The sequence below is a fragment of the Burkholderia sp. COPS genome (assembly GCF_019425585.1).
GTDB classification, from domain to species: domain Bacteria; phylum Pseudomonadota; class Gammaproteobacteria; order Burkholderiales; family Burkholderiaceae; genus Burkholderia; species Burkholderia cepacia.
Genome location: NZ_WIXR01000009.1, coordinates 84,170 through 106,961, shown reverse-complemented (window position 1 = coordinate 106,961; position 22,792 = coordinate 84,170). Strand labels below are relative to the sequence as shown.

Sequence of the window (22,792 nt, the reverse complement as noted above, 5' to 3'; positions counted from 1 at the left end):
CCCGGACGTGTGTCGGTGGGCTGAACTGTGCGGGTGTCAGTTGTCCCTGCCGTGATTGGCCAGCAATTCCGAGCGACCAATGACCTCTCTCGTGTTGTCGGCCTTGTCGGCATCCGAGAAACCGGCGGCCTCGATGATTGGCGTGAGCGCTTTGAGTGCGACCTGCGGTTTGGTGCTGCGAAGCGATCCCATCCCTTCGTTCCATGCATGCAGCATCTGTTTGGCGATCCACCGCCACCGCGTCTCGTTTTTTGCTGCTTCGACGATATCTTTCCCTGTCGATACGGCGGAGTCGCACAGCGCTTCGACCATTTCGCGGTATTGCCTTGGCGGGATGCCGAGGCGCGTGTTGAAAAAGCGCTCCAGCGTTTTCCCCGGAGCCCACGTTTTTCGACCTTCGATGCTCAGCCCTGGCGGGTTGTTTGCAAAGCGCGGATAAGCCTCCGTGGTGACGATGTCATAGGCGGGTGTGTAGATGACGTCGTCGATGTTCGAGTAGATGAGTGCGATGTTCTTCGCGTGACAGTCCGCGTTGCGCACGACGTAGTTGGTGATGAGTTGCCAGCCGAGTTGCTCGGCCTCTCGTCGCCAATTGGCGGGGCCGATGTAGGGCTTCGTTGCGTTGAGGACCTGTTCGGTCGACGGGCGGTACTTCTCATGCGGAGGCAGGCCAAGTAGGCTGCAAGCGTCTTCGAGGCCAAGGGCTGGTTTGCCTTGTTCGTCGATGTCGAACCGGTCGACGACGAGCACACGGCCATCGTCCGACATCGTGGTCTTCGCTACTCGGGCGACCCCGAGTCTTGCCAGCACCTGCATCGAGTAATGCTCATTGAAACCGAGATAGGGCGTTTGCTCGTCGGATCCCTTGACGATGTGCCGGCTCGTGCGTAGCGTTTGCTTGCCTACGGGTGCCTGGCCTGACCGGAGTTCAGGCGCAAGGAATTTGGGTACGGCGCCTGAAATGGCGGCGCGAGCGTAATACCGCACGAGTTCCGCAAAGCGGGCGGTCGTGATGTCTTCGTGCAGCAGGCTCTTCAGGTCGAGCGGGTCGAGCTCGCCGCCAGGGGGGCCGCCTTCGGGTGTGACTGTTACCCGGCCGATACCGGAGCCGCCGATGATGGCCAGGAGCGAGAGGTCGGTTCCGTCGAGATAAGGGCCGAACTCTTCGCGAATCACTTGAAAGAGAAACCCTTCGGGCAGGTTCTGCCGGAAGAAGGGATGCAGGTCGCGAGGCCAGACCCAGGCATCTTCGCGAACGGGCATGGTCAGGCTGGCAAAGTCGGCGTCGAGGGCGTCTGCGGTGTAGCGCAACGCATAGTCGTCCGCTTGGCGGTAGAGGTGAGCAACGAGTTTGCCTTTGACATACACGTGGAGGCGCATGGTCACGTATCTCCCATCGTGCGCTGTTCGGCCAGCACGTCATCGAGCGTGCGCCCGTGTCCGCGCTTCACGACGCGCAGGTCGTAGCCGGCGGCCTCAAGGAGGCGGACGAGCGCAGATACGCTCATGTCGCCTCGTGCAAGTGTCTCCATGCGTGCGAGCGTCGTGCGTGCGACACCGGCGTGCTCAGCCAGCTCACTCTGAGAAAGTCCCGCCGCGTGGCGGGCATCCCTCAGCATTTCTCCCACATCGGCCAATGTTGTCATTTGTAGCCCCAAGGCATCAGAAAGCGCCAAACCGGCTTTAATTGTAGCCCTTCTGCTACAAAATGGCATGCAAGGATTGTAGCCTCAGGGATACAAAAATGGATGTAACCGGAGATTTTGTGTCTCGAGGGCTACCAAGCTGCCGAGGTAACCGCGACTGTGATCGATCATGGCATTCAATCGGGCGGGCTTATCCAGGGGCTGACGCTGGTTGGTGTTCCTGCATTCAGCGCGTTGAAGAAAGGGGCGCGCATGCCGTCGTCTTCGCGGGGCAAGGTGGCAGATGAGCGCCCGGCCGCGCGTACTCAGCGCAACAACTCCTTCCGGTAGAGCACGGCTCCTGGCTTGTCCGCGACGGTGTCGTAGAGGCGCATCGCCGTGTGGTTCGATTCGTGCGTCTGCCAGGACACGCGTTCGGCGCGATGCGCACGCGCGGTGTCGTACACGGCTTCGATCAGCGCGCGGCCGACGCCCTTGCCGCGCTCGCTGTCGAGCGTGAACAGGTCCTGCAGGTAGCAGACCGGCCCGGCGTGCGTCGTGCTGCGGTGATACAGGAAATGCACGAGCCCGACGAGCTTGCCGTCACGTTCCGCGACGAAAGCATGGACGGGCTCGTAGCCGTCGAAGAAGCGCGACCACGTGAGCTGCGTGATGCGCAGCGGCAGGGCCGTATCGTCGAAGCGGCCGTAGAAGCGGTTATAGCCGTCCCATAGCGGCAGCCACTGGTCGTAGTCGTTTTCAGTGACCGCGCGTACGGTCAGTCTTGTGTCGTCGGCATTCATGTTGTTGGCGAACCTTTCGATGAGGAGGGCGCGCGCCGCCGGTCCGGCCGGCGCGTCGCAGGTCTCTACGATAGGAAGCTCGCGGCACCATGGGTAGGCCCATGGCGACAGCATTTCATGGTGCCACGGCCAACACGCAAGCAGCCGCGCAACAGGATCATGCCGACCCGGCAACACGTTCGGGAGGCGTCGACGGCTACGGCGCGGTTGCTTACCCGCGCATCGGCGGATTGAGCCGCGCGAACGCCGCCTGCCGGCGGTACGGAAAGTACGGATAAGGCGCTTCGACAGCACTCGCCGCATCGAGCTTCGCGACCTGCGCATCGGTCAGCGCCCAGCCTGCCGCGCCGAGGTTCTGGCGCAACTGTTCCTCGTTGCGCGCGCCGATGATGACCGACGACACGGTCGGCCGTTGCAGCAGCCAGTTCAGCGCGATCTGCGGCACCGTCTTGCCGGTTTCCTCCGCGATCGTGTCGAGCACATCGACCACGTCGTACAGGCGTTCTTCGTCGACCGGCGGCCCGTAGCTCGCCGTTTCATGCAGGCGGCTGCCTTCGGGCAGCGGTACGTTGCGCCGGATCTTGCCGGTGAGCCGGCCCCAGCCGAGCGGGCTCCACACGAGTGCGCCGAGGCCCTGGTCGGCGCCGAGCGGCATCAGGTCCCACTCGTAGTCGCGGCCGACGAGCGAGTAATACACCTGGTTCGCGACGTAACGCGACCAACCGTGCCGATCCGCCACCGCCAGCGACTTCATGATCTGCCACCCCGCGAAGTTCGACACGCCGATGTAGCGCAGCTTGCCCGCGCGCACGAGATCGTCGAGCGTCGACATCACTTCCTCGATCGGCGTGCCCGCGTCGAACGCATGAAGTTGCAGCAGGTCGATGTAGTCGGTGTCGAGGCGGCGCAGCGCGTGGTCGACCGCGCGGACCAGTCGCGCGCGCGACGTGCCCGCGTCGTTCGGGCCGTCGCCGGTCGGCAGGCCCGTCTTCGTCGAGATCAGCACCCGGTCGCGACGCCCCTTGATCGCGGCGCCGAGCACGCGCTCGGATTCGCCGTCCGAATACACGTCGGCCGTGTCGAACAGGTTCACCCCGGCTTCGAGGCAGATGTCGATCAGGCGGCGCGCTTCGTCGACGCCCGTGTTGCCCCATGCGCTGAACAGCGGGCCGGTGCCGCCGAATGTGCCGGCGCCGAAGCTCAGGACGGGAACCTTGAGGCCGGAGCGGCCGAGGGTGCGGTATTCCATGGCGGGGTTTCCTGTGGATGATCGAAGCGCTGGGGTGGACGGCCGTGACATCGAGCGTTGCCGCACTGTATCGCTTGCGGACATTTCGGATAATCGGGCAGGCTTCGAAAATATCCTTCGGAAGGAGCGAACAATGCTGCTCGACAATCTCGCGCTGTTCCTGCGCATCGTGGAGAAGGGCGGGCTGGCCGCGGCGGGCCGCGAGGTCGGGCTGTCGCCGGCCACGGTGTCCGAGCGACTGACGGCGCTCGAGCGTCACTACGGCGCGGCGCTGCTCACGCGCACGACGCGCGCGATCAGCCTGACCGACGAGGGCCGCACGCTCGTCGACGGCGCGCGGCGCCTGCTGGCCGAAGCCGACGAACTCGAAAGCCGCGTGCGGCTGGGCGTGCAGACGCTGTCGGGGCCCGTGCGGCTGAGCGCACCGGCCGATCTCGGGCGCGAGCGCGTCGTGCCGGTCGTCGATGCGTTCCTGGCCGAACACCCGGGTGTGACGGTCGACCTGCATCTCGGCGACGGTTACGTCGATCTCGTCGGGCAGGGGCTCGATTTCGCGATTCGCCGCGGCACGCTCGCGGACAGTTCGCTGCGCAGCCGCTCGCTCGGCCGCGCGCGGCGCGTGGTATGTGCGTCGCCTGCGTATCTCGCCGCGCACGGCACGCCAACGCATCCGGACGATCTCGTTTCTCACGACTGCATCGTGATGCGTTTCGGGCCGGACCTGTATGCCGAATGGCCGTTCAGCATCGATGGCGAAGCGAAGCGCGTGATGGTCCGCGGCCGGCGCGTGGCCAACGACGGCGCGCTCGTGCGAGCGTGGTGCATCGCGGGGCATGGCGTCGCGCTGAAGTCGCTGGTCGACGTCGAGCAGGATCTGGCGTCCGGCGCGCTCGTCGAGATCCTTCGCGATTTCTCGCCGGGCGACGTCGACTTGCAGATCGTCTATCCCGGCAGTGCCGCGCAGCCGAGACGCGTGCGTGCGCTGATCGAGCGGATGGCGCAGGCACTGACTGCGGCGTGATGCAGATTACACGGGCTGTCGCGAAACGTTGAAGCAGCGATCCCGCTGCGCTTGCGTCGCTTGTCGACGCAACGCCCCTGCATGCCACATCGCCAGCCGAAATCGTCCTTCAAACCGATTGCCCACATTTCGTCATTTAGCTAATATTCGAAACGTCAAACGAAACCGCGCCCCATGGACGACGTTACCCGCATCAGCGCTTTGGCCAACGAAAGCCGTCTGGCCGTGATGCGCTGGCTCAAGCAGCCGCGCAAGCATTTCCCGCCGCAGCCACACGGCGACTTCGACGAGCTCGGCGTGTGCTGCACGTACATCACCGAGAAGCTCGGCATCGCGCCGGCCACGACCACGCGCCACATGCGCATCCTCGCGGATGCCGGGCTCGTGCGGGCGACCCGCGTCGGCAAGTTCACGTACTACAAGCGGATCGACGGCGCGCTGCAGCAGCTCGGCCAAGATCTCTCGCAACTCTGATTCCATTTCCCCCGAGGCAACCGACATGGACGAACTTGCACTGCTGGCCGACGCCGACCGGCGCGCGCACGCGTATCTGGCCGCAACCGGCGAGCGACGCGCGTTTCCCGACGCGGCCGCGCTGGCCGGCCTCGCCGCTTTCGACGAGCCGCTGCCCGACGCGGGCCGCCCGGCCGACGACGTGCTGCGCCTGCTCGACGAGCACGGCACGCCCGCGACGGTCGCGTCGAACGGCCCGAACTACTTCGGCTTCGTGATCGGCGCGGCGCTCCCGGCTGCTGCCGCGGCCGAGCGACTGATGCTCGCGTGGGACCAGTGCGCGTCGTCGTACGCGAATTCGCCGGTCGCGGCGACGATCGAACGCCAGGCCGCGCGCTGGGTCGTCGATGCGCTCGCGTTGCCCGAAGGCAGCGCGGTCGGGTTCGGCACGAGCGCGACAGCCTGCACGCTCGTCGCGCTGGTGGCCGCGCGGCGTGCGCTGCTCGCGCGCAAGGGCTGGGATATCGACGAGGACGGGCTGATCGGCGCGCCCGAAGTGAAGGTGGTGATTTCCGCGCTCGCGCACATCACGGTGAAGAAGGCGCTGCGCGTGCTCGGCTTCGGAATGAAGCGCATCGTCGTCGCGCCGGTCGATGCGCACGGCCGCATCGACCCCGCCCAGTTGCCGCCGCTCGACGACATGACGATCCTCTGCGTGCAGGCCGGCGAAGTGAACACCGGCGAATTCGATCCGTTCGCGGCGCTGATTCCGCCCGCGAAGGCGGCCGGCGCATGGGTGCACGTGGACGGCGCGTTCGGCCTGTGGGCACGCGCATCGTCGAAGCGCGCGCTGACGGACGGCATCGACGGCGCGGACAGCTGGACGACCGACGGCCACAAGTGGCTCAACACGCCGTACGACGGCGCGATGGTGATCTGCCGCGACGCGGCGGCGCTCGCCACCGCGATGAACAGCGACGCCGTCTACCTGAGCGGCGCGCAGGATGCGCAGAAGAACCTGAACCTCGAATTCTCGCGGCGGGCGCGCGGCATTCCCGTGTGGGCTGCGTTGCGTGCGCTCGGCCGCGCCGGCGTGGCGACGATGGTCGAGCGACATTGCGCGCAGGCGGCGCGGGTTGCGGACGGCCTGCGTGCGGCCGGTTACGACGTGCTGAATCGCGTCGTGCTGAACCAGGTGCTCGTGCGCGCCGGCACCGACGACGAAACCGCGGCGATCCTCGAAGCCGCACAGGCATCGGGCGACGTGTGGTTCGGCGCGACCGTGTGGCAGGGGCGGCCGGCGTTCCGGATCAGCGTGTCGTCGTGGCGCACGGAAGATGCGCACATCGATCGGCTCGTCGCGTTGCTGACGGCGTTGCGCGGCGTGCACGTGCGCTGAGCGTCACGCGGCGTCCGCGCCCGTCAGGTTGGCGGGCGCAACCTTCATGCATGCGATGACGTGCAGCGCGGCGCGCACCATTCGCATCGATGCGCTCGCGCAACGAACGGGGGTGTGTGAGCCGCGTGCGACAGCGGTGCGAATGCCACGTCTGCCGGCGTGAAAATGTCGGACAATAGCCGCTCGCGCGCCGCGCCGGCGCAGCGTTCAACCGATGCATTCACGCTTGCGAGACCCCCATGTCGACTCCCTTTCCACGGGAACTGCTGAAGGCCGCCGATATCGCGAAGATGGAACCGACGCGCGCGGTGCATTCGCTGAATCCCAATGCCGTCCGGCTCAAACGACAACTCAGCGACCTGACCGGCCTGACGCAATTCGGTGTTCACCTGCTCACGCTGATGCCCGGTCACGAATCGGCCGAGTATCACCGTCACCTGTACGAGGAAGAATTCGTCTACGTGCTGTCCGGCACGGGCTCCGTCACGATCGGCGAACGCGTCAGTGAAATCGGGCCCGGTGATTTCATCGGCTTTCCGCGTGGCGGTGAAGCGCACACGGTGCAGAACACCGGCGATGCGCCGCTGGAACTGCTCGTCGGCGGACAGCGGCTCGAACACGATGTCTGCGAATACCCGCGTATCGGCAAGCGGCTTTATATCGCCGGCGAGCTTGAAGACTACGTCGAGCTGCCGAAACAGCCCTGATTGCCAATCGCATTCGCAATGTCGAATTCCGTATAAAAAACCGAATCAATTACATATTGTTTAGATAAACAAAATAAAAATTCGTAAAAATACGGGGTAGAGAAACCACGTTTATTTGGGCACGCTTGTGCGCATTGTCCGTTCCCGGGTGCCGGCATTTCGACCTGCCGGCACGTCTTTTTCGGGCATCCGGGTACGGAAATAAATACACGCGTCCGGCAGTTTCGACCGATTGACCGCGTACGCGACAAGTCACGAAAAGATTCCTGATTTAAAGCTCAGTAGTTCGAACCAACAGCTTGATTCAAGAACGAAACGGAGACAGGCGATGTCGAGGAACTGGGGGTTGGGAGCGGCGCTGCTGGCGCTCTGCGTTGGCCTGGCTTCGTGCGGGGGCGATGGCGATTCGCCGTCGGCAGCCGCTTCGAATCTGTCGGCCGCGGCGCAGTCGCAAGGCAACGAAGACGGCAACGGCGGCAACGGCAATGGAAACGACAACGGCAACGCAGCAGCGAAGAAGAACGCCGACATTCGTGTCGTTCAGTACGTCAATCCGCTGATCGGCACCGACTACGCGACCGACCAGCCGGCCGACCCGGTCGGCTCGGGTCTGGGCGGCGGCACGTTCCCGGGGCCGACGGTCCCGTTCGGGATGATGCAGTGGAGCCCGATGACGCCCACCGCGCAATACGACAGCCGCAAAGGCGACGGCTCCGGTTTCTCCGGCGGCTACTGGTATGGCGACACGTCGATCAACGCATTCAGCATCCTGCACCTGAGCGGCACCGGCTGCTGGGCGAACGGCGGCTATCTGAACGTGATGCCGCAACTCGCGCCCGGCGACGCAGGCACGCCGGCCAGCTTCAGCCACGCGAACGAAACCGTGCAGGCCGGTTATTACGGTGTCACGCTCGGCAACGGCATCAAGGCCGAGCTGACGACGACGCTGCGCACCGGCTTCGCGCGCTTCACGTATCCGGCACTCGCGCAGGGCCAGCAGGCGACGATCGCGATCGATCCGACCGTGCTGAACAATCGCGCGCAAGGCTCGACGGGCGACACGATCAGCCAGGTCGGCGATCGCGCGTTGTCGGGCACGATCGCGGGCGGCGGATTCTGCTGGGCCGGGCATGCGGTACCCGTCTACTACTACGCGGAATTCAGCCAGCCGTTCGCGGCGAAGCCGGCGCTGTCGAACGACAGCCCCGTGGCGTTGACGTTCAATGTCGACCGCAAGCACCCGGACGTGATGATGAAGCTCGGCATTTCGTTCGTCAGCGAAGCGAATGCGAAGGCGAACCTGCTCGCCGAGAATCCGGGCACCGACGCGAAAGGCAACCGGAATTGGCGTTTCGACAAGGTACGCAGCGCGGCGAGCGCCGCGTGGAACGCGCGCCTGAACGCGATCCAGGTCACGGGCGGCAGCGACGCCGACAAGACGAAGTTCTACACCGCGCTGTATCACGCGTCGCTGCACCCGAACGTGTTCAACGACGTGAACGGCCAGTATCCGGACTTCTACGCGTCGAACGGCGCATCGGCCGCGCCGACGCGTCAGGTCGAGCAAGGCCGCACGATGTACGCGAACTTCTCCGGCTGGGACATCGACCGCTCGTTCATGCAGCTTCAGGTATTGCTCGATCCGGTGCGGACCAGCGACATCGTGCAGTCGCTCGTGCTCGATGCAAAAGCGTGCGGCGCGTTCCCGCGCTGGGCGTACTTCAATACCGAGACGGCCGTGATGCCGGGCGATGCGGGATCGATCATCGTCGCGAACGCGCATGCGTTCGGCGCGACGAACTTCGACACGCAGGCCGCGCTGTCGATCATGAAGCGCAGCACGACGCCGGGCGCCGCATGCGCCGGCACGCCGGTGATGGGCAGCCGCGCGGATTACGACCGGCTCGGCTACGTGCCGTCGTCGGGCCCGGGCGACAACCAGACCGCGTCGAACACGCTCGAATATGCGGTGCGCGACTTCGCGGTGTCGCGCTTCGCGACGGCGCTCGGCGATACGGCGACGGCCGGCGCGCTGCTGAAGTCGAGCGGCAACTGGCAGAACCTGTTCGACAGGAACGCGATCCAGCCGAAGACCGCGGCGGGCGCGTGGGTCACCGACGGCACCGGCTTCATGGAAGGCAACTCGGAGCAGTACACGTGGTACGTGCCGCACGATCTCGGCGGCGTGGTCGCGCAGGCCGGCGGCGCCGCACCGGTCGTCAAGCGGCTCGACACGTTCTTCACGCACCTGAACATCGGCACCGTGCAGCCGTACTTCTACGTCGGCAACGAAGTGACGATGGCCGTGCCGTGGGTCTATGCGTGGGCCGGCGCGCCGTCGCATACGCAGCGCGTGCTGCACGCGTCGCTCGCGAACGCGTTCGGCACCGGTGCGGCCGGGCTGCCCGGCAACGACGATCTCGGTGCGATCTCGGGCTGGTACGTGTGGGCCGCGCTCGGTCTCTACCCGGTCGTGCCGGGCGTGAGCGGCGTCGCGCTGTCGAGCCCGCAGTTCGAGAAGATCGTCGTGCGCGTCGGGCAGCAGGACGGCAGCTACCGCCTGCTGCACATCGTCGCGCCGGGCGCGGGTTCGGGCGATGCCGCGTCGTTCTACGTGAAGTCGCTGAAGCTGAACGGCGCACCTTACCCGACCGCGTGGCTGCCGTTCGAGCACATCGCGAAGGGCGGAAAGCTGTCGTATTCGATGACGGCCGACGCGAGCGCGGCGACGTGGGGCACCGACGCATCCGCGATGCCGTCGTTCCCGCAGGCGGCCAGCGCGCCGTAACGGTCGAGAAGATCAACGAGCGGTTCTTGCCGACAGGATCGACGCAGAGAGAGGGAGGGACGAACGGATGAAGCTACGTCATGTGGTGGGTATCGGGTGCCTTGCCGTGTTGTCGGGGTGCGGGGGCGATCAGGCTTCGACGGATGCGAGCGTGCTCGCGCAGATGTCGAACGCGCAGGGCAACCAGAACGACCAGGGCAACCAGAACGACCAGGGCGAGAGCGGCGGCGCGGGCAAGCGATCGGTGCTGCGCAGCGTCGATCCGATGATCGGCACCGCGAACCTCGACATCAACGCGGACTGGGGCAGCGGCGTGCGCGGCCACGGCCACGTGTACCCGGGCGCGACCGTGCCGTTCGGGATGGTGCAGCTCGGGCCGGACACGACCGGCGGCGCGCACACGCTGCCGTGGAACTGGGATCGCACGTCCGGCTATCAGTACGACGATCCGCTCATCACCGGCTTCACGCACACGCACCTGTCGGGCACCGGCATCGGTTCGGGCGGCGAAGTGCGGTTCCTGCCGACGCTGGCGCCGGTCGACACCGCGACGCTGGCCAAGGTGGCCGCCGATGCGTCGATCACCTACAACGCGTCGTTCAGCCACGACGACGAAACCGCGAGCCCCGGCTACTACCGCCTGAAGATGGCACCGGCCGGCAGCGGCAACACGCCGTGGAACGTGAAGGGCGCGAAGATTCTCGCGGAGATGACGGCCACCGCGCATGCGGGTGTGCATCGCTACACGTATTTCCCGAGCGCGGCAGCACAGAAGCGCAGCATGATCGTCAGCATCGACAACCCGACCGGCGGCTCGACCGCGAGCGGCAAGATCCAGGTCATCGATGCGCAGACGATCGCCGGCTGGGAGATCACGAACAACTGGGCGAACAACAAGCCGACGTATTTCGTCGCGCGTTTCTCGAAGCCGTTCGATACGAAACACGTCGCGTTCAGCGCCGACGGCTTCAAGGCCTACCTGACGTTCGCCGACGGCAACGACAGCGGCGCGGTTACGGTGAAGGTCGGCATCTCGCCGTCGAGCATCGCGGATGCACAGGCCAGTCTCGCCGCGGAAGTCGGAGCGAAGTCGTTCGACCAGGTGCGCGGCGCCGCCGAACGCGTGTGGGCCGACGCGCTCGGACGGATCACGATCAAGGGCGGCAGCGCCGACCAGCGGACGATGTTCTATACGTCGCTGTATCGCACGATGCTCGCGCCGACCGTCTACAACAACGCGGACGGCAGCTACGTCGGCACCGATTCGACCAACGACGGCACGACGTCGCCGCCGACGACGAGCAAGCATGCGAATCCGGGCTTCGATTATTCGTCGACGTTCTCGCTGTGGGACACCTTCCGCGCCGAGTCGCCGTTGATGACGCTGGTACAGCCCGAGCGCGTCGACGGCTGGGTCAAGTCGCTGCTCACGCAGTTCAGGCAGAACGGCAAGGGCGAGCTGCCGGTGTGGCCGCTCGCGCAAACGGAAACCTTCACGATGGCCGGTCACCCGTCGATTCCGCTGATCGCCGATGCGTACCTGAAGCACCTGACGAGCGCGGGCATCGACGACATCTGGACCGCGTTGACCACCACGCAAGGCGCGAGCGCGCACGGCTTCGACCAGTATCGCCAGCGCGGCTACGTGGTCGCGGGCGATAACGCATCGGTGTCGACGACGCAGGACTATGCGTTCGACGACTGGGCGACGGCCGCGGTCGGCAAGGCGGCGGGCAAGAGCACGGCCGACTACCGGCCCTACCTGCAGCGCAGCCAGAATTACCGGAACGTGTTCAACCCGACGCTGAACAACGGCTGGAAGTTCGCGCAGCCGAAGGATGCGCAGGGCAACTGGGTGGCGGGCTTCGACCCGACGGCGGCGGAGAAGACGGACTTCTCCGAATCGAATGCGTGGATCGATACGTGGAACATCTTCCACGACTTCCCGGGGCTCGTTGCGTTGCTCGGCGGGAAAAGCCAGTTCATCGCGCAGCTCGATCGCACGTTCGATCCGGCCAACCCGCTGACCTTCCTCGACAACCAGGGCTTTCCGGACCTGACCGGCCGCAGCGGCCAGTTCTTCGCCGGGAACGAGCCGGCGAACCATCTGCCGTACCTGTACGACGTCGCGGGCATGCCGTCGAAGACGCAGGATCGCGTGCGCACGGTGATGGACGACATGTACTCGCTGACGTTGACGGCCGGCGATCGCGCGCTGCTCAGCGGCGACAGCCTGAAGGCCGCGCTGGCCGACCCGCGCCGCGTGCGCGATTCGGCCATTCCCGGCAACGACGATTGCGGGCAACTGTCCGCGTGGTACGTGCTGTCCGCGCTCGGCATCTACTCGCTGAATCCGGTGGGCGGCGTGTTCTACCTTGGCACGCCGCTGTTCGAGGAAGCGACGATCGACATCCCGATTGCATTGGGCGGCGGAGACGGCGGTGCGTTGAAGTTCGGCAAGTCGCGGCGCTTCACCGTGACGGCGCACACGGCCGGCGGCGGCGCGCCGTCGTCGGTCAATCGCTATGTGCAGTCGGTGAGCCTGAACGGCGTGCCGCTGCATCGGCCGTACATCACCTACGACGAGATGAAGGCCGGAGGCACACTCGATTTCGTGATGGGGGCGACGCCGAACGATGGTTGGGTCAGCCAGTGGAACGGCCAGGATCCGAACAGCGCGCTCGCGCCTTCACTGGCGTTGGCAGGGAAGTAGCAGCAGGCAACAGCGAGCGGCCCGCCTCGATGCGGGCCGAATGGCTTCGTCCGGTGGTGCCGGTTTCGAGCGGATCGCCTCCTTGAGGCCGTCTGTCCGGCCGTACAGGGCAAGTTGCCGGATCGTCACCGGGCCGCTGAGCGACTGCTGGGGCCGCAAGGGGCTGATCGTCGCCGGGATGTGGGTGCCGGCGGCCGGGTGTGCGCCGATCGCGCTTATGATGCGGGAACGCCACTGACAGGGGTCCCCGACATGGACGCGCCGCTTCCGCCGATTTCTGCCCCGATTCCCGAAACGGAACCTGAAACCGAAACGGTCGCCGAGCCGCGCGCGTCGCGGCTGCATCGGCCGGTCGCGCTCGTCACCGGATCGACGTCGGGCATCGGCGCGGCGATCGCGCGCCGCCTGGCGGCGGACGGTTATGCGGTGATCCTGCATTCGCGCAGTTCGGCGGACGTGGGGCGAGCAATGGCGCGCGAACTCGGCGCGGTCTACGTGCAGGCCGATCTCGCCGACGATGCCGAACGCGTGCGGCTGATCCGCGACGCCCTGGCCGTGCACGGGCGGCTCGACGTCCTCGTCAACAATGCGGGCGTCAGCCGCGTGATTCCGCATGACGACCTTGCCGCGGCGACGCCCGACGTGTGGCGTGAGATGCACGAGATCAACGTGATCGCGCCATTCCGGCTCGTCGCCGAAGCGGAGGCCGCGCTGCGTGAGGCGGCGTCGCACGGGCGGGCCGGGTGCGTCGTGAACGTCAGTTCGCATGCGGGCGTGCGGCCGAAGGGCGCGTCGATTCCCTATGCGGCGGCGAAGGCCGCGCTCAATCACACGACGCGGCTGCTCGCGCGCACGCTCGCGCCGGCGATTCGCGTCAACGCGGTCGCACCGGGGCTCGTCGATACGCCGCTCACGGCCGACTGGACGGACGCGCAGCAGCTCTGGCGCGAGCGCGCGCCGATGCGCCGGGCGGCGGCGCCGGATGACATCGCGCAGACGGTCGCGATGCTCGTCGCGTCTGATTACGTGACGGGCGAGATCGTGATGCTCGATGGGGGAATGAACCTGACGTGATGGGGTGAAGTGGTGATGCGGTGATGCGGTGATGCGGTGATGCAGTGATGCGGTAGTGCGGTAGTGCAGTGATGCAAGTGATGTGGGGATACAGCGTCGCGGTGTTTTGGCGATGCGGTGACGCAATGTCGCGGCCGGACAGCCGCGCGCAAGAATCATGCACGCGATTGCCGCGACCGCTTTTTTGCCTCCGTACGCGGATCAGCCGAGGCGCGACCGCAGTTGCGTGAGCGCATGGTCGTGCGTGCGCTCGAACTTCAGCGGCGTGACGGCGACATACCCTTCGCCGAGTGCGACCGTTTCCGAATCCGGATCGTCCTCACGCGGCGCGCGAGCGAGTTTCAGCCAGTGATAGTCGATCTCGCGCGGATCGCGGCCCGACACGATCTCGACGCCCTGCAGCGTACCGGCCCCCTGGTTCGTCACCTTCAGGCCGCGCACGTCCTCGGCCGGCCGCGCCGGGAAATTCACGTTGAGGCACGCATCGCGGTCCCAGCCGGCGGCGACGAGCCGGCGAATGACGTCCGGCGCGAGCGCCAGCGCGGTGCCCCACGGCACCGCATTACGATCGGTGAAGGCCTGGCTCAGCGCGATGGCCGGCACGCCGACCAGCATGCTCGTCATCGCGGCGCCGACCGTGCCGGAGAACACCGTTTCGGTGCCGAGGTTCGCGCCGCGATTCACGCCGGACAACACGACGTCGGGCCGCGCATCCTTCATCAGGTGGCTGATCGCGATCGCGACGCAGTCACCGGGCGTGCCGCGCACCGCGAAACGGCGTTCGCCCTTGCGATGCACGCGCAGCGGTTCGTGCAGGCTCAGCGAATGCGACGTGCCGCTCTGGTCTTCCGCCGGCGCGACGATCCACACTTCGCGCGCCAGTTGCGTGGCGACCTGTTCGAGCACTTCAAGGCCGGGGGCGTCGAATCCGTCGTCGTTGGTGAGCAGGACACGATCGAACAGCGGGCGGGTTTCTTGCATCGGGACGATCCTCGCAGGTAGGCAATGAGGGGAGATGGCATCGCGGGTACACCCGCAAGGCTAGCATCCCGTCGCGACGCCTGTCGTGCCGCGCAGTGCCTTGCACCGTGCGCGCATGCGAAAACGGGCGCATCGCGCGCCCGTTCTCGGGTTCGGCAGACCGCCGATGCGGCGGGACGGATCGGCGTTACCCGCGTTATCCGCGTTATCCGAGCAGGTGCCGCAACACGCCGGCCGACACGACGCCGACGATGACGGTCGGCAGGATCGACAGGCGTGTCGCCGCAATCAGCGTAATGGCCAGTGCGAGCAGGTCGGCCGGGCGCGTCGACACGAAGGCCGGCGCGATCACGGAGATCAGCACGCAGCCGGGCACGTTCTCCATCACCGACGCCATGCGCGGGCTCAGCGTGCGGTTGCGCAGCAGCACGTAGCCGAGGATGCGCGACAGGTAAGTCGTCGACGCCATCAGCACGATCGTGACGACCGTGTTGAGATCCGGTAAATCAGGCATCGCGCGGCTCCCACAGCAGCGCGGCGATCAGCCCCGCGCAGGCGCCGGCCGCGACGTACCATGCGCCGGGCACGGCCAGGTGCGTGGCCGCCGCGACGACGAGGCTCACGAACCACGGGCGGCTCGCGCGCATCCCTTTCCACATCCCGCGCAGCAGCACCAGGAAGACGGCCGTGAACGCCATGTCGAAGCCGTACTGCTCGACGTCGCCGATCGTCGGGCCGACCGCCGCGCCGAGCGTGGTCATCGAGATCCATGTCAGGTAGAGCCCCACGCAGATACCGGCGTAGTAGGGCACGCTGATGTGGGTGGCCGAGCGCGCCCGGGCGTCGGCGAGCGACATCGCCCAGCTTTCGTCGCACATGAAGAACAGGGCGAAGAACGCGCGGCGGCGCGGCAGGCGGCGGATATACGGCGCGAATGCGGCGCCCATCAGGATGTGACGCGAATTCACGAGGAACGACATCGCGACGATCAGCGCGATGTGCGGCGGCGACGTCCACAGGTGGATCGCCGCGAATTCGGAGCCGCCGCCGAAGTTCATGCCGGTCATCATCGGCACTTCGAACAGGCTCAGCCCTTTCTGCGCGGCCTGCGCGCCCAGCACGAGCGCGAACGGCACGAAACCCAGCATGACGGGCAGCGCCGCGCGCAATCCGCGGCCCATCTCGGCGACATAGGCGGGCTTGTCGCGAAGCCCTGACGACGTTGAAACGCTACTGCTCATTACTCCTCCTTCGGGGGAGGGATTGTCTGCTTTTTTGACTCGAATCGGGTTGCGTTGTGGCCATGATTTTCGGAGAATTTGGCATCGAACGAAGGATTTGGGAATTTCTTGGAATCGGATGCCAAATGAAACTTGACGCCATCGACCGCCGGATCCTGAGCGCGCTCCAGCGCGACGGCCGCATGCAGAACGTGGAACTCGCGCACGAGGTCGGGTTGTCGCCATCGCCGTGCCTGCGGCGCGTGCGGCTGCTCGAGGAAGCCGGCGTGATCGAGAAATACGTGGCCGTGCTGAATCCCGCGAAAGTCGGCAAGGGGCTGACCATCTTCACGCGCGTGTGGCTGAAGGGGCAGGACGCGGAATCCGTGAACCGTTTCGCCGACGCCGTCCAGCAGATGCCGGAAGTCGTCGAATGCCACCTGATGGCGGGCGACTGCGATTTCCTGCTGCGCGTCGTCGCGGCCGATATCGACGACTACCGGCGCTTCCAGATGGAAACCCTCACGCGCATCCCGGGCGTGCTGAGCGTGAAGACGGACATTCCGATGCAGAAGGTCAAGCTGACGTCGGCGCTGCCGACGTAACGCGACGCGGGCGCGCGGACTTGCGACGACGGGTCGACGAACGGTCACGGCTCGGTGACAATCGCCCGATAGACTAACGCATCGCGCCGCTTCGGGCATGTCGCCCGTGTTGTCGCGCGACGTTCGATGCGCAAGCAACTAACGGTCAATGTCGACGCAAATGGGCAGGCGGCGCCGCGCGCCGGGTCATGCGCCGGCGCGAGTACGTTCCTTCTTGTCGGGCCATTCATGCAGCCATTCAACAATCCGTGGAATTCGCTGGAAATCGTCAAGCTCGTGCTCGGCGTGCTGACGCCGTTGTCGGTCGCGTGTCTCGGCTGGCTCGTCGCGCGCCGGCTGAAGCGCCTTGAACTGGTGCAATGGACCAACCAGCGATTGATCGAGAAGCGGCTCGCGTTGTACGACGCGGTCGCGCCGCAGCTCAATGCATTGCTGTGCTTCTACACGTGGATCGGTTACTGGAAGGACATCTCGCCGGACGACGTGATCCGCGCGAAGCGCGAGCTCGACCGCACGTTCCACATCTATCGTTACCTGTTCGACGACGACGTGTACGACGCGTATCACACGTATATCCATGCGCTGTTCGACATGCATACGGGCCCGGGCCGCGATGCGCGGATCCGCTCGCTGATCCAGGCGCCCGACGGCGACCGCAGCCTGCACGGTTCGTATGAGTGGAAACCGGTGTGGTCCGACCGTTTCGCGACGGCGAATGTCGTGCCGAAGGACGACGTGCTGCGCCACTACACGCAGTTGATGGAACGGCTGCGCGTGGCGCTGGGCGCGACGCGCTGAAGGCGGCGGCGCCCGCGCGCCGCCTCACCCCGGTATCGAAATCCGCCACCGGGCGGCGCGAATACCTGGCCTCGCACACGAAGCGGATGCGGAGTCCGGCCGCTGCTGACATGCTCGCGCCATCACCACTTGCGCGAGGTCCGTATGGTCGTCGACACCGGCCGCCAGCCGCTCATGATCCGCTCGCCCGGCGCGGGCCGGCGGCGCCTCTTCTGCGTCGGTTCTCCCGAAACGCATCATGTGTCGTTGCCGGTCGCACCGGAGATCGGCGACATCGTGTTCATTCGTGTGACCGTGCGGCCGTTCCTCGAGGTAGCGAGCGCAACGCGCTCATGGACGAATCACGTCGGCATCGTCGTCGGCGCGCGCGGCGGTGAAACGCTGATCGCGGAGAGCACGTTTCCGTTATCGCGCGTGACGACGATGTCGCGATTTCTCGCACGCTCCGATCGCGGCGCATGCGTGATCGCGCGGCTGAAGCAGCCGCTCGATGCAGAGCAGCGGCGGCGGCTTGTCGACGCGGCGATGCGCCGGACCGGCGTGGTCTACGACACGGGTTTCAATCTCGCGTCGCGCCGGCAGTTCTGCTCGCGGTTCGTGCGCGAAGTCGTGCGCGATGCGACGCGGATCGTGCTCGGCGACGTCGAGACCTTCGACATGCTGTTGCGCCGGAATCCCGATCATCCGCTCGGTTTCTGGAAAATCTGGTATTTCGGGCGAATCCCGTGGCGCCGCCGCACGGTGACGCCGGCGAGCTTGCTCGAGAGCAACGCGTTGCGGGTGGTGGCGGATACGCGCGGGTGTGTCGAGAACGGGCCTGAACCTGGCCGTTCGGGCGGCACCTGAATCGGGCGGCGGCTACGACTACTGCCGCCCCGCCACCGCAAGCCGCGCCGCCAATCCGACGAATACCGACCCAAGCAGATACTGAGGCAGTTTCGACGGCCGGCGGCGCGCGCCGATCCGCTGGCTCAGCCGGCTCGCGGAAAGAATGACCGCGCCGTTCACGACGAGTCCGATCAGGTTCAGCACCGTCGCGAGCACGAGAATCTGCACGGCGATCGAACCGTGCTCGGGGCGCACGAACTGCGGAAACAGCGCGAGCACGAACAACGCCATCTTCGGATTCAGCAGGTTCGTCGTCAGGCCCTGACGGAAGATCGTCGCGGTCGAGTGGCGGCGTGGCGACGCGACGGGCGACAGCGCGGTCGCATCCGAACGGAAGGTTTTCCACGCCAGATACAGCAAATACGCGGCGCCTGCGAAGCGCACGGCGTCATACGCGAGCGGCACCGCGACAAAAAGCTGCGACAAGCCCAGCGCGGCAGCGAGCGCGTGGCAGTAGGTGCCGGCCTGAATGCCCGCGAGCGTCGCGAAGCCCGCACGCCGGCCCTGGCTCACGCTGCGGGACGCGATCAGCAGCATGTCGGGGCCGGGCGTGGCCGTCAGGGCGAGACATGCGCCGGAGAACAGCGCGAGCGTGGAGAGGTCGATCATGGCAGTCCCTTTTGTCGGTGCGGCGTAAAAGGGAGGTCAGTTTAGGAGGGCACGTGAGCGCGGTCAATCGAGCGAACGGACGATGGCCGGACCGCGCGGATCGCATGACACATGCATCATGCTCGCGCGATCAGCGCGCCCCCGGCTTGCGGCACGCGACCCGGTAGTCGATCACGGTATTCGCCGAAGGCTTGTCCGGCTCGCCGCCGGCCGTCGTCACGCCGAGCACGCCGGCTGCATTCCGGTAGCGCAGCGCGCAATACCCCATTCCGGTACCCGAACACGCTTCGGCTTCGAAGATGCCGTGCTTCGCGAGCGTTGCCGCACCGTCCGTTGCTTCCGGCTTCTCGCGCGGGCGCAGCGGTTGCCAGCCGTGCGCGATCAGGATCCTGCGTGCCGCATCGAGCGGCTCGCCGTACACGTTCGGCACGACCGCACGGCCGCCGCAGTGTGTGCTTTCGGCGGCGACACCGGTCAAGCGCAGACCGCCGTTCTCTTCATGCAGTTCGCCGACGGGCGGTGCCGGGCCGTCGCCACCCCAGATCAGCAGCGCGCCGTTTTCCAGCCGATCGACCGAGCCGAGCTGCCAGCCGGCCTTGCGCGCGGTATAGCCGAGCGCGATGAGCGTCGTGCCGTCGAATACGCCGATGTTGCCGTTGCGCGCGAAGCAGATCGCGCTCGTGCCGGCGCGGAAGCCGCTCGAGAACGTGACGACCGTGTAGCGCCCGAGCGGCGCCTCGGACGTCACGATCCAGTCGCGCTTCGCGACTTCGCGGCCGGCCGCGGTGGTCGTCTTCGCGCGATATCGCTCGCAAAACGGATCGAGCGAACCGTCCTCCGGCGAATGCGGCAGCACGCCGAGCGGCACGAGCGACGCGCCGGCGATATCGGATGCTGTCCGCAGCGGGGCGGCCGATGCCGTGCCGCCGAGCGCGGCCCAGGCAACGGCCGTGATCGCGGTGGCCGTCGCGAAACGACGGCCCGAAGCCAGAGCACTCAAGCGAGACACGCGGGCGATCTCCAGGGAAGCGGATACGGATGCGACGATTGCGGTGTTCCGCACGTGTGCCGCCAACGACTCAGCCCTTCGCGACGACGTCGATGTGCAGCGCTTCACCGCCGTCGACGATCGCCAGCAGACGATCGACGTTCGGGTGCGCGCCCGGGCGGTTGCGTGCGTCGGCCGTATGTTCGGCGAACACGGCGAGGCCGTGCTCGGCCGCTTTCGCGTCGAGCGTGCCGAATGCCTGCTGCAGATAGTTGTACACCGCGAGCGAGCCTTGCTTGCCCGGCTGGTTCTCGATGGTCGCGACCACGTCGCCGTTCGCGCCGGCGAGATCGATGCGCGCGATACCGTCGATGGCCGGCAGTTGCGCGAGGTTGTCCTTGAATACAGGGGTCGGTTGAATCACTGAAAACACTCCGTCGGTCTGATCGTGGAAAGGTGGCGGCCTGTATGTTATCTGATTCGCCGCGATGCACTTTCCGACGCAACCGGGCGATTTGCACGGAGTCTGATCATCCGATCGCAGACGCGCACGGCGGCCGAATTTCATGACCGACGAGGCGGTGAGTCTCGCGTCGATCCGATCCCTTGGGTTTGCTTGCGGCTAGCCCGGGCCATCGCTGGCGGCAGCGAGAAGCGGAACGACCAGATCGCTGATCGGCGTCGGAATGCCGTGCGTTCGTCCGTAGCGCTGCACGACGCCGTTCCGGCAGTCCCATTCGAGCGGATGGTTGCCTTGTCGGTCGGCAAGGATGGACGTCCCTAAATCGGGCGGAAAGCCATGCAATCCATCGACGATTTCCTGCGGCACGTCATCGCCCAGCTTCGCGCCCTCCGCCCGCGCGACCTCGAGACATTCCCGCAGGTAGGCGAGCGACAGTTCGGTGATGTCGCTTCGCGTGTACATGCCGGCGCGGCGACCGGTCAGCACCATGAGTCCCGCCACAGCGTTCTGCAAGAGCTTGCGCCACGCGAGCGAGATGAAGTCCTCCGCCACCTCCGGCGCGCAGCGCGTGCCGTGCAAAGCGGCGACCACCACGTTGCTCGCCGGCGTATCGGGCAGCGTGAGCCGAGGCTTGCCCCGCAGCCACACCGATGCGCCCGATTCGCGCTGCGCCGGAAACCAGACGACCGACGGCACGACCGTGGCGCCGGCCGCATACGGCGCGAACGCGGCTTTCTGCTCGACGCCGTTTTGCAGCACGCAGACGACGGTATTCGCATCGCATAGCGCGGAGACCCAGGGTGCCGCGCTCGCGATCTGCGTCGACTTGACCGCAACGAACACGAGATCGAACCTTTCCTCGACCGCGTGCGGATCGGTCAGTACGGGCCCGGGCACGACGATCTCGCCGCCGTCGAAGCGCAGCTTCAACTGTTCGTGCGCCGAGCGGCCGCAGATCACCGGCGTGCGGCCGGCTTCATGAAGGGCCGCGGCGACGGTCGTTCCGATTGCGCCCGGACCGACGAGGGCGACGGTCGGGTAGCCAGCGTTCGTCATGGTGTTCATCCTGTTCAGTCATCCGCCAGATGCGGGCGCAGTGCGAGGGCGAGCGGAAAAATCGCGAGGGCGGTCAGCGCGGTTGCATACGTGGCGCCATGCACACCGATCCTGTCGCCCAGGAAACCGTAGAGAACAGGCGATATTGCGCCGGATGCGATCGTCCCCGTGTAGAAGATCGCGAATGCGCGCTCGGTGCGCTCGGGTGCGGACATCTCCGGAACGGTTCCGTACAGCACCGACGAAGTGCCGTTGAGCATCATACCCAGAATCGGCAGCAGCACCATGGCGAGTGCCAACGGGAGATACATCACCGCGACGATGCACGCGGCTGTACCGCCCTCCGTGAGCAGCACCGTCCTGACCATACCCAGGCGCGCGCCCAACCAGCCACACAGGAATTTGCCGGCCGCACCGCCTATGAACACGAGCGCAAGCGCCGTTCCCAGCAGTTGCGGCGAGACACCTTTCGCCTTGAGCAGGAAAGGCAGAAATGTCAGCAGTCCCATGCGTACCGCCGTATCGAGCACGCCGATGGAAAACAGCGTGGGGAAGCCGCTTCCTCCGGTGCCGCTGCGTTGAGCGGACGCCTGTTCTTTGGCCGCCGTCTTGCTTGCGCCACGCGGCACGGCGGGAAACCAGAGCGCGATGACGGCGGCCACGACGCAGCCCAATCCGGCGACGATCCATAGCGCGTGACGCCACGGCATCAGGGTCACGAGCAGCGAAATGGCGGCCGGCAGTGCGGATTTCCCCAGATCGCCGGCAAAGTTGTAGATGCTCAGGGGGCCTCTCGCGTCGCGTCCATAGAGGCGGGAGACGGCGCCCGATGCGATCGGATGCTGCGTGCTGGATCCGCCGCCCGAAATCGCCAGCGCCACGCCCAGACCGAGCAGGCCACCCGACAGGCCCGCGAGCGCATAACCGAGCGCGGCGAGCAGTGTGCCGAATGCGAGGGTCGTGCCGCTGCCCAGGTGTTGCGCGAGGCGCCCCGCAGACAACTGCAGCGTCGCCATCGTGCCGGCATAGATGCCGCGCAGGATCGCCAGGGCCGCAAAGTCGAGCCCGAATTCCGACTGCCACACCGGCAGCAACGCGTAAATCATGTCCGTATAACCATCGTGCATTGCGTGCGCAATGCAGGACAGCCACAGCACGCGCCGTCGGGGCGTTGCAGTCCCCCGCGTCACGGGAGGGGAAAAAACCGGCAGGCGCATCGTCATTTGCTCCGTGCGAGCGGTCGGTGGAAGCCGCTCGTGGCATCGCGTTCACGCTCGATGCGCCAATTTTATGGGGGAGGCAGCGGCCATTTCAATTGAACTAAAATCGCGTCAACGGAGAGAAAAAGTCAC

Annotated in this window: 22 protein-coding genes; 10 read left to right on the top strand and 12 right to left on the bottom strand. The window is 66.3% G+C overall.

The features are described from left to right. Positions 1–36 precede the first annotated feature (36 nt). The 4 genes from FOZ70_RS06350 to FOZ70_RS06335 form a co-directional block, all read right to left on the bottom strand. Positions 37–1,380: a type II toxin-antitoxin system HipA family toxin gene (locus FOZ70_RS06350; RefSeq protein WP_021160599.1), complete on the bottom strand. Its 1,344-nt coding sequence runs from the start codon at positions 1,378–1,380 to the stop codon at positions 37–39. Positions 1,381–1,382: 2 nt separating this feature from the next. Next, on the bottom strand, positions 1,383–1,646 hold the full coding sequence (locus FOZ70_RS06345) for a helix-turn-helix transcriptional regulator (RefSeq protein WP_042975682.1): 264 nt from the start codon (positions 1,644–1,646) through the stop codon (positions 1,383–1,385). Between the two features lie 305 nt (positions 1,647–1,951). Next, positions 1,952–2,428 carry a GNAT family N-acetyltransferase gene (locus FOZ70_RS06340; protein WP_219705222.1) on the bottom strand — a complete coding sequence of 159 codons (477 nt, stop codon included), beginning with the start codon at positions 2,426–2,428 and terminating at the stop codon, positions 1,952–1,954. Between the two features lie 211 nt (positions 2,429–2,639). Then, positions 2,640–3,677, bottom strand: a complete 1,038-nt coding sequence (locus FOZ70_RS06335) for an aldo/keto reductase (protein ID WP_219705219.1) — start codon at positions 3,675–3,677, stop codon at positions 2,640–2,642. A 133-nt stretch (positions 3,678–3,810) separates the two neighbouring features. Between FOZ70_RS06335 and FOZ70_RS06330 the strand changes: the two genes are divergently transcribed. From FOZ70_RS06330 to FOZ70_RS06300, 7 genes are all read left to right on the top strand, one after another. Beyond that, positions 3,811–4,698 (top strand): LysR family transcriptional regulator, encoded by an 888-nt coding sequence (locus FOZ70_RS06330; protein WP_048021423.1) that lies wholly within the window; start codon positions 3,811–3,813, stop codon positions 4,696–4,698. 174 nt (positions 4,699–4,872) lie between these two features. Further along, a complete protein-coding gene (locus tag FOZ70_RS06325) occupies positions 4,873–5,172 on the top strand; it encodes a metalloregulator ArsR/SmtB family transcription factor (protein ID WP_021160594.1) in 300 nt (99 codons plus the stop codon). A gap of 25 nt (positions 5,173–5,197) precedes the next feature. Beyond that, entirely contained in the window at positions 5,198–6,550 is a 1,353-nt protein-coding gene (locus FOZ70_RS06320; protein WP_060086059.1) for an aminotransferase class V-fold PLP-dependent enzyme, read from the top strand. 239 nt (positions 6,551–6,789) lie between these two features. After that, positions 6,790–7,257 carry a cupin domain-containing protein gene (locus tag FOZ70_RS06315; RefSeq protein WP_048021426.1) on the top strand — a complete coding sequence of 156 codons (468 nt, stop codon included), beginning with the start codon at positions 6,790–6,792 and terminating at the stop codon, positions 7,255–7,257. 328 nt (positions 7,258–7,585) lie between these two features. Next, on the top strand, positions 7,586–10,045 hold the full coding sequence (locus FOZ70_RS06310) for a GH92 family glycosyl hydrolase (protein WP_219705218.1): 2,460 nt from the start codon (positions 7,586–7,588) through the stop codon (positions 10,043–10,045). 67 nt (positions 10,046–10,112) lie between these two features. Beyond that, on the top strand, positions 10,113–12,758 hold the full coding sequence (locus tag FOZ70_RS06305) for a GH92 family glycosyl hydrolase (RefSeq protein ID WP_219705216.1): 2,646 nt from the start codon (positions 10,113–10,115) through the stop codon (positions 12,756–12,758). Between the two features lie 252 nt (positions 12,759–13,010). Next, positions 13,011–13,832 (top strand): SDR family oxidoreductase, encoded by an 822-nt coding sequence (locus tag FOZ70_RS06300; RefSeq protein ID WP_219705215.1) that lies wholly within the window; start codon positions 13,011–13,013, stop codon positions 13,830–13,832. 201 nt (positions 13,833–14,033) lie between these two features. Here FOZ70_RS06300 and surE read toward each other — a convergent pair whose 3' ends face one another. The 3 genes from surE to FOZ70_RS06285 form a co-directional block, all read right to left on the bottom strand. Further along, positions 14,034–14,813, bottom strand: a complete 780-nt coding sequence (surE, locus tag FOZ70_RS06295) for a 5'/3'-nucleotidase SurE (RefSeq protein ID WP_059652574.1) — start codon at positions 14,811–14,813, stop codon at positions 14,034–14,036. Positions 14,814–15,018: 205 nt separating this feature from the next. Next, positions 15,019–15,327, bottom strand: a complete 309-nt coding sequence (locus tag FOZ70_RS06290) for an AzlD family protein (RefSeq protein WP_059621186.1) — start codon at positions 15,325–15,327, stop codon at positions 15,019–15,021. After that, positions 15,320–16,054, bottom strand: a complete 735-nt coding sequence (locus tag FOZ70_RS06285; protein WP_048021436.1) for an AzlC family ABC transporter permease — start codon at positions 16,052–16,054, stop codon at positions 15,320–15,322. The genes FOZ70_RS06290 and FOZ70_RS06285 overlap by 8 nt, the downstream gene beginning before the upstream one ends. Before the next feature lie 125 nt (positions 16,055–16,179). On the opposite strand from FOZ70_RS06285, the gene FOZ70_RS06280 reads away from it, so the two are divergent. The 3 genes from FOZ70_RS06280 (at position 16,180) to FOZ70_RS06270 (ending at position 18,282) form a co-directional block, all read left to right on the top strand. After that, on the top strand, positions 16,180–16,638 hold the full coding sequence (locus FOZ70_RS06280) for an Lrp/AsnC family transcriptional regulator (RefSeq protein WP_006749370.1): 459 nt from the start codon (positions 16,180–16,182) through the stop codon (positions 16,636–16,638). A 228-nt stretch (positions 16,639–16,866) separates the two neighbouring features. After that, positions 16,867–17,436, top strand: coding sequence for a hypothetical protein (locus tag FOZ70_RS06275; RefSeq protein ID WP_048021440.1), 570 nt, complete (start codon positions 16,867–16,869; stop codon positions 17,434–17,436). 144 nt (positions 17,437–17,580) lie between these two features. Beyond that, positions 17,581–18,282: a YebB family permuted papain-like enzyme gene (locus tag FOZ70_RS06270; RefSeq protein ID WP_124475624.1), complete on the top strand. Its 702-nt coding sequence runs from the start codon at positions 17,581–17,583 to the stop codon at positions 18,280–18,282. Positions 18,283–18,300: 18 nt separating this feature from the next. On the opposite strand, the gene FOZ70_RS06265 is transcribed toward FOZ70_RS06270, so the two are convergent. From FOZ70_RS06265 to FOZ70_RS06245, 5 genes are all read right to left on the bottom strand, one after another. Continuing rightward, positions 18,301–18,933 (bottom strand): LysE family translocator, encoded by a 633-nt coding sequence (locus FOZ70_RS06265; RefSeq protein ID WP_021160580.1) that lies wholly within the window; start codon positions 18,931–18,933, stop codon positions 18,301–18,303. A 130-nt stretch (positions 18,934–19,063) separates the two neighbouring features. Then, positions 19,064–19,888 (bottom strand): hypothetical protein, encoded by an 825-nt coding sequence (locus FOZ70_RS06260; RefSeq protein WP_346656393.1) that lies wholly within the window; start codon positions 19,886–19,888, stop codon positions 19,064–19,066. Between the two features lie 124 nt (positions 19,889–20,012). Further along, positions 20,013–20,345: a DUF2322 family protein gene (locus tag FOZ70_RS06255; protein ID WP_124589871.1), complete on the bottom strand. Its 333-nt coding sequence runs from the start codon at positions 20,343–20,345 to the stop codon at positions 20,013–20,015. Positions 20,346–20,543: 198 nt separating this feature from the next. Further along, positions 20,544–21,440 carry an oxidoreductase gene (locus FOZ70_RS06250; RefSeq protein ID WP_048021565.1) on the bottom strand — a complete coding sequence of 299 codons (897 nt, stop codon included), beginning with the start codon at positions 21,438–21,440 and terminating at the stop codon, positions 20,544–20,546. Positions 21,441–21,454: 14 nt separating this feature from the next. After that, positions 21,455–22,657, bottom strand: a complete 1,203-nt coding sequence (locus FOZ70_RS06245) for an MFS transporter (protein WP_193093755.1) — start codon at positions 22,655–22,657, stop codon at positions 21,455–21,457. Positions 22,658–22,792 lie beyond the last annotated feature (135 nt).

Bases quoted from the DNA above. Each gene is read 5' to 3' on its own strand.
- FOZ70_RS06320 (WP_060086059.1), top strand. From the start codon at position 5,198: ATGGACGAACTTGCACTGCTGGCCGACGCCGACCGGCGCGCGCACGCG.
- FOZ70_RS06290 (WP_059621186.1), bottom strand. From the start codon at position 15,327: ATGCCTGATTTACCGGATCTCAACACGGTCGTCACGATCGTGCTGATG.
- surE (WP_059652574.1), bottom strand. From the start codon at position 14,813: ATGCAAGAAACCCGCCCGCTGTTCGATCGTGTCCTGCTCACCAACGAC.
- FOZ70_RS06265 (WP_021160580.1), bottom strand. From the start codon at position 18,933: ATGATCGACCTCTCCACGCTCGCGCTGTTCTCCGGCGCATGTCTCGCC.
- FOZ70_RS06335 (WP_219705219.1), bottom strand. From the start codon at position 3,677: ATGGAATACCGCACCCTCGGCCGCTCCGGCCTCAAGGTTCCCGTCCTG.
- FOZ70_RS06340 (WP_219705222.1), bottom strand. From the start codon at position 2,428: ATGAATGCCGACGACACAAGACTGACCGTACGCGCGGTCACTGAAAAC.
- FOZ70_RS06275 (WP_048021440.1), top strand. From the start codon at position 16,867: ATGCAGCCATTCAACAATCCGTGGAATTCGCTGGAAATCGTCAAGCTC.
- FOZ70_RS06310 (WP_219705218.1), top strand. From the start codon at position 7,586: ATGTCGAGGAACTGGGGGTTGGGAGCGGCGCTGCTGGCGCTCTGCGTT.
- FOZ70_RS06350 (WP_021160599.1), bottom strand. From the start codon at position 1,380: ATGCGCCTCCACGTGTATGTCAAAGGCAAACTCGTTGCTCACCTCTAC.
- FOZ70_RS06250 (WP_048021565.1), bottom strand. From the start codon at position 21,440: ATGACGAACGCTGGCTACCCGACCGTCGCCCTCGTCGGTCCGGGCGCA.
- FOZ70_RS06285 (WP_048021436.1), bottom strand. From the start codon at position 16,054: ATGAGCAGTAGCGTTTCAACGTCGTCAGGGCTTCGCGACAAGCCCGCC.
- FOZ70_RS06315 (WP_048021426.1), top strand. From the start codon at position 6,790: ATGTCGACTCCCTTTCCACGGGAACTGCTGAAGGCCGCCGATATCGCG.
- FOZ70_RS06345 (WP_042975682.1), bottom strand. From the start codon at position 1,646: ATGACAACATTGGCCGATGTGGGAGAAATGCTGAGGGATGCCCGCCAC.
- FOZ70_RS06300 (WP_219705215.1), top strand. From the start codon at position 13,011: ATGGACGCGCCGCTTCCGCCGATTTCTGCCCCGATTCCCGAAACGGAA.
- FOZ70_RS06270 (WP_124475624.1), top strand. From the start codon at position 17,581: ATGGTCGTCGACACCGGCCGCCAGCCGCTCATGATCCGCTCGCCCGGC.
- FOZ70_RS06330 (WP_048021423.1), top strand. From the start codon at position 3,811: ATGCTGCTCGACAATCTCGCGCTGTTCCTGCGCATCGTGGAGAAGGGC.
- FOZ70_RS06245 (WP_193093755.1), bottom strand. From the start codon at position 22,657: ATGCGCCTGCCGGTTTTTTCCCCTCCCGTGACGCGGGGGACTGCAACG.
- FOZ70_RS06305 (WP_219705216.1), top strand. From the start codon at position 10,113: ATGAAGCTACGTCATGTGGTGGGTATCGGGTGCCTTGCCGTGTTGTCG.
- FOZ70_RS06280 (WP_006749370.1), top strand. From the start codon at position 16,180: ATGAAACTTGACGCCATCGACCGCCGGATCCTGAGCGCGCTCCAGCGC.
- FOZ70_RS06325 (WP_021160594.1), top strand. From the start codon at position 4,873: ATGGACGACGTTACCCGCATCAGCGCTTTGGCCAACGAAAGCCGTCTG.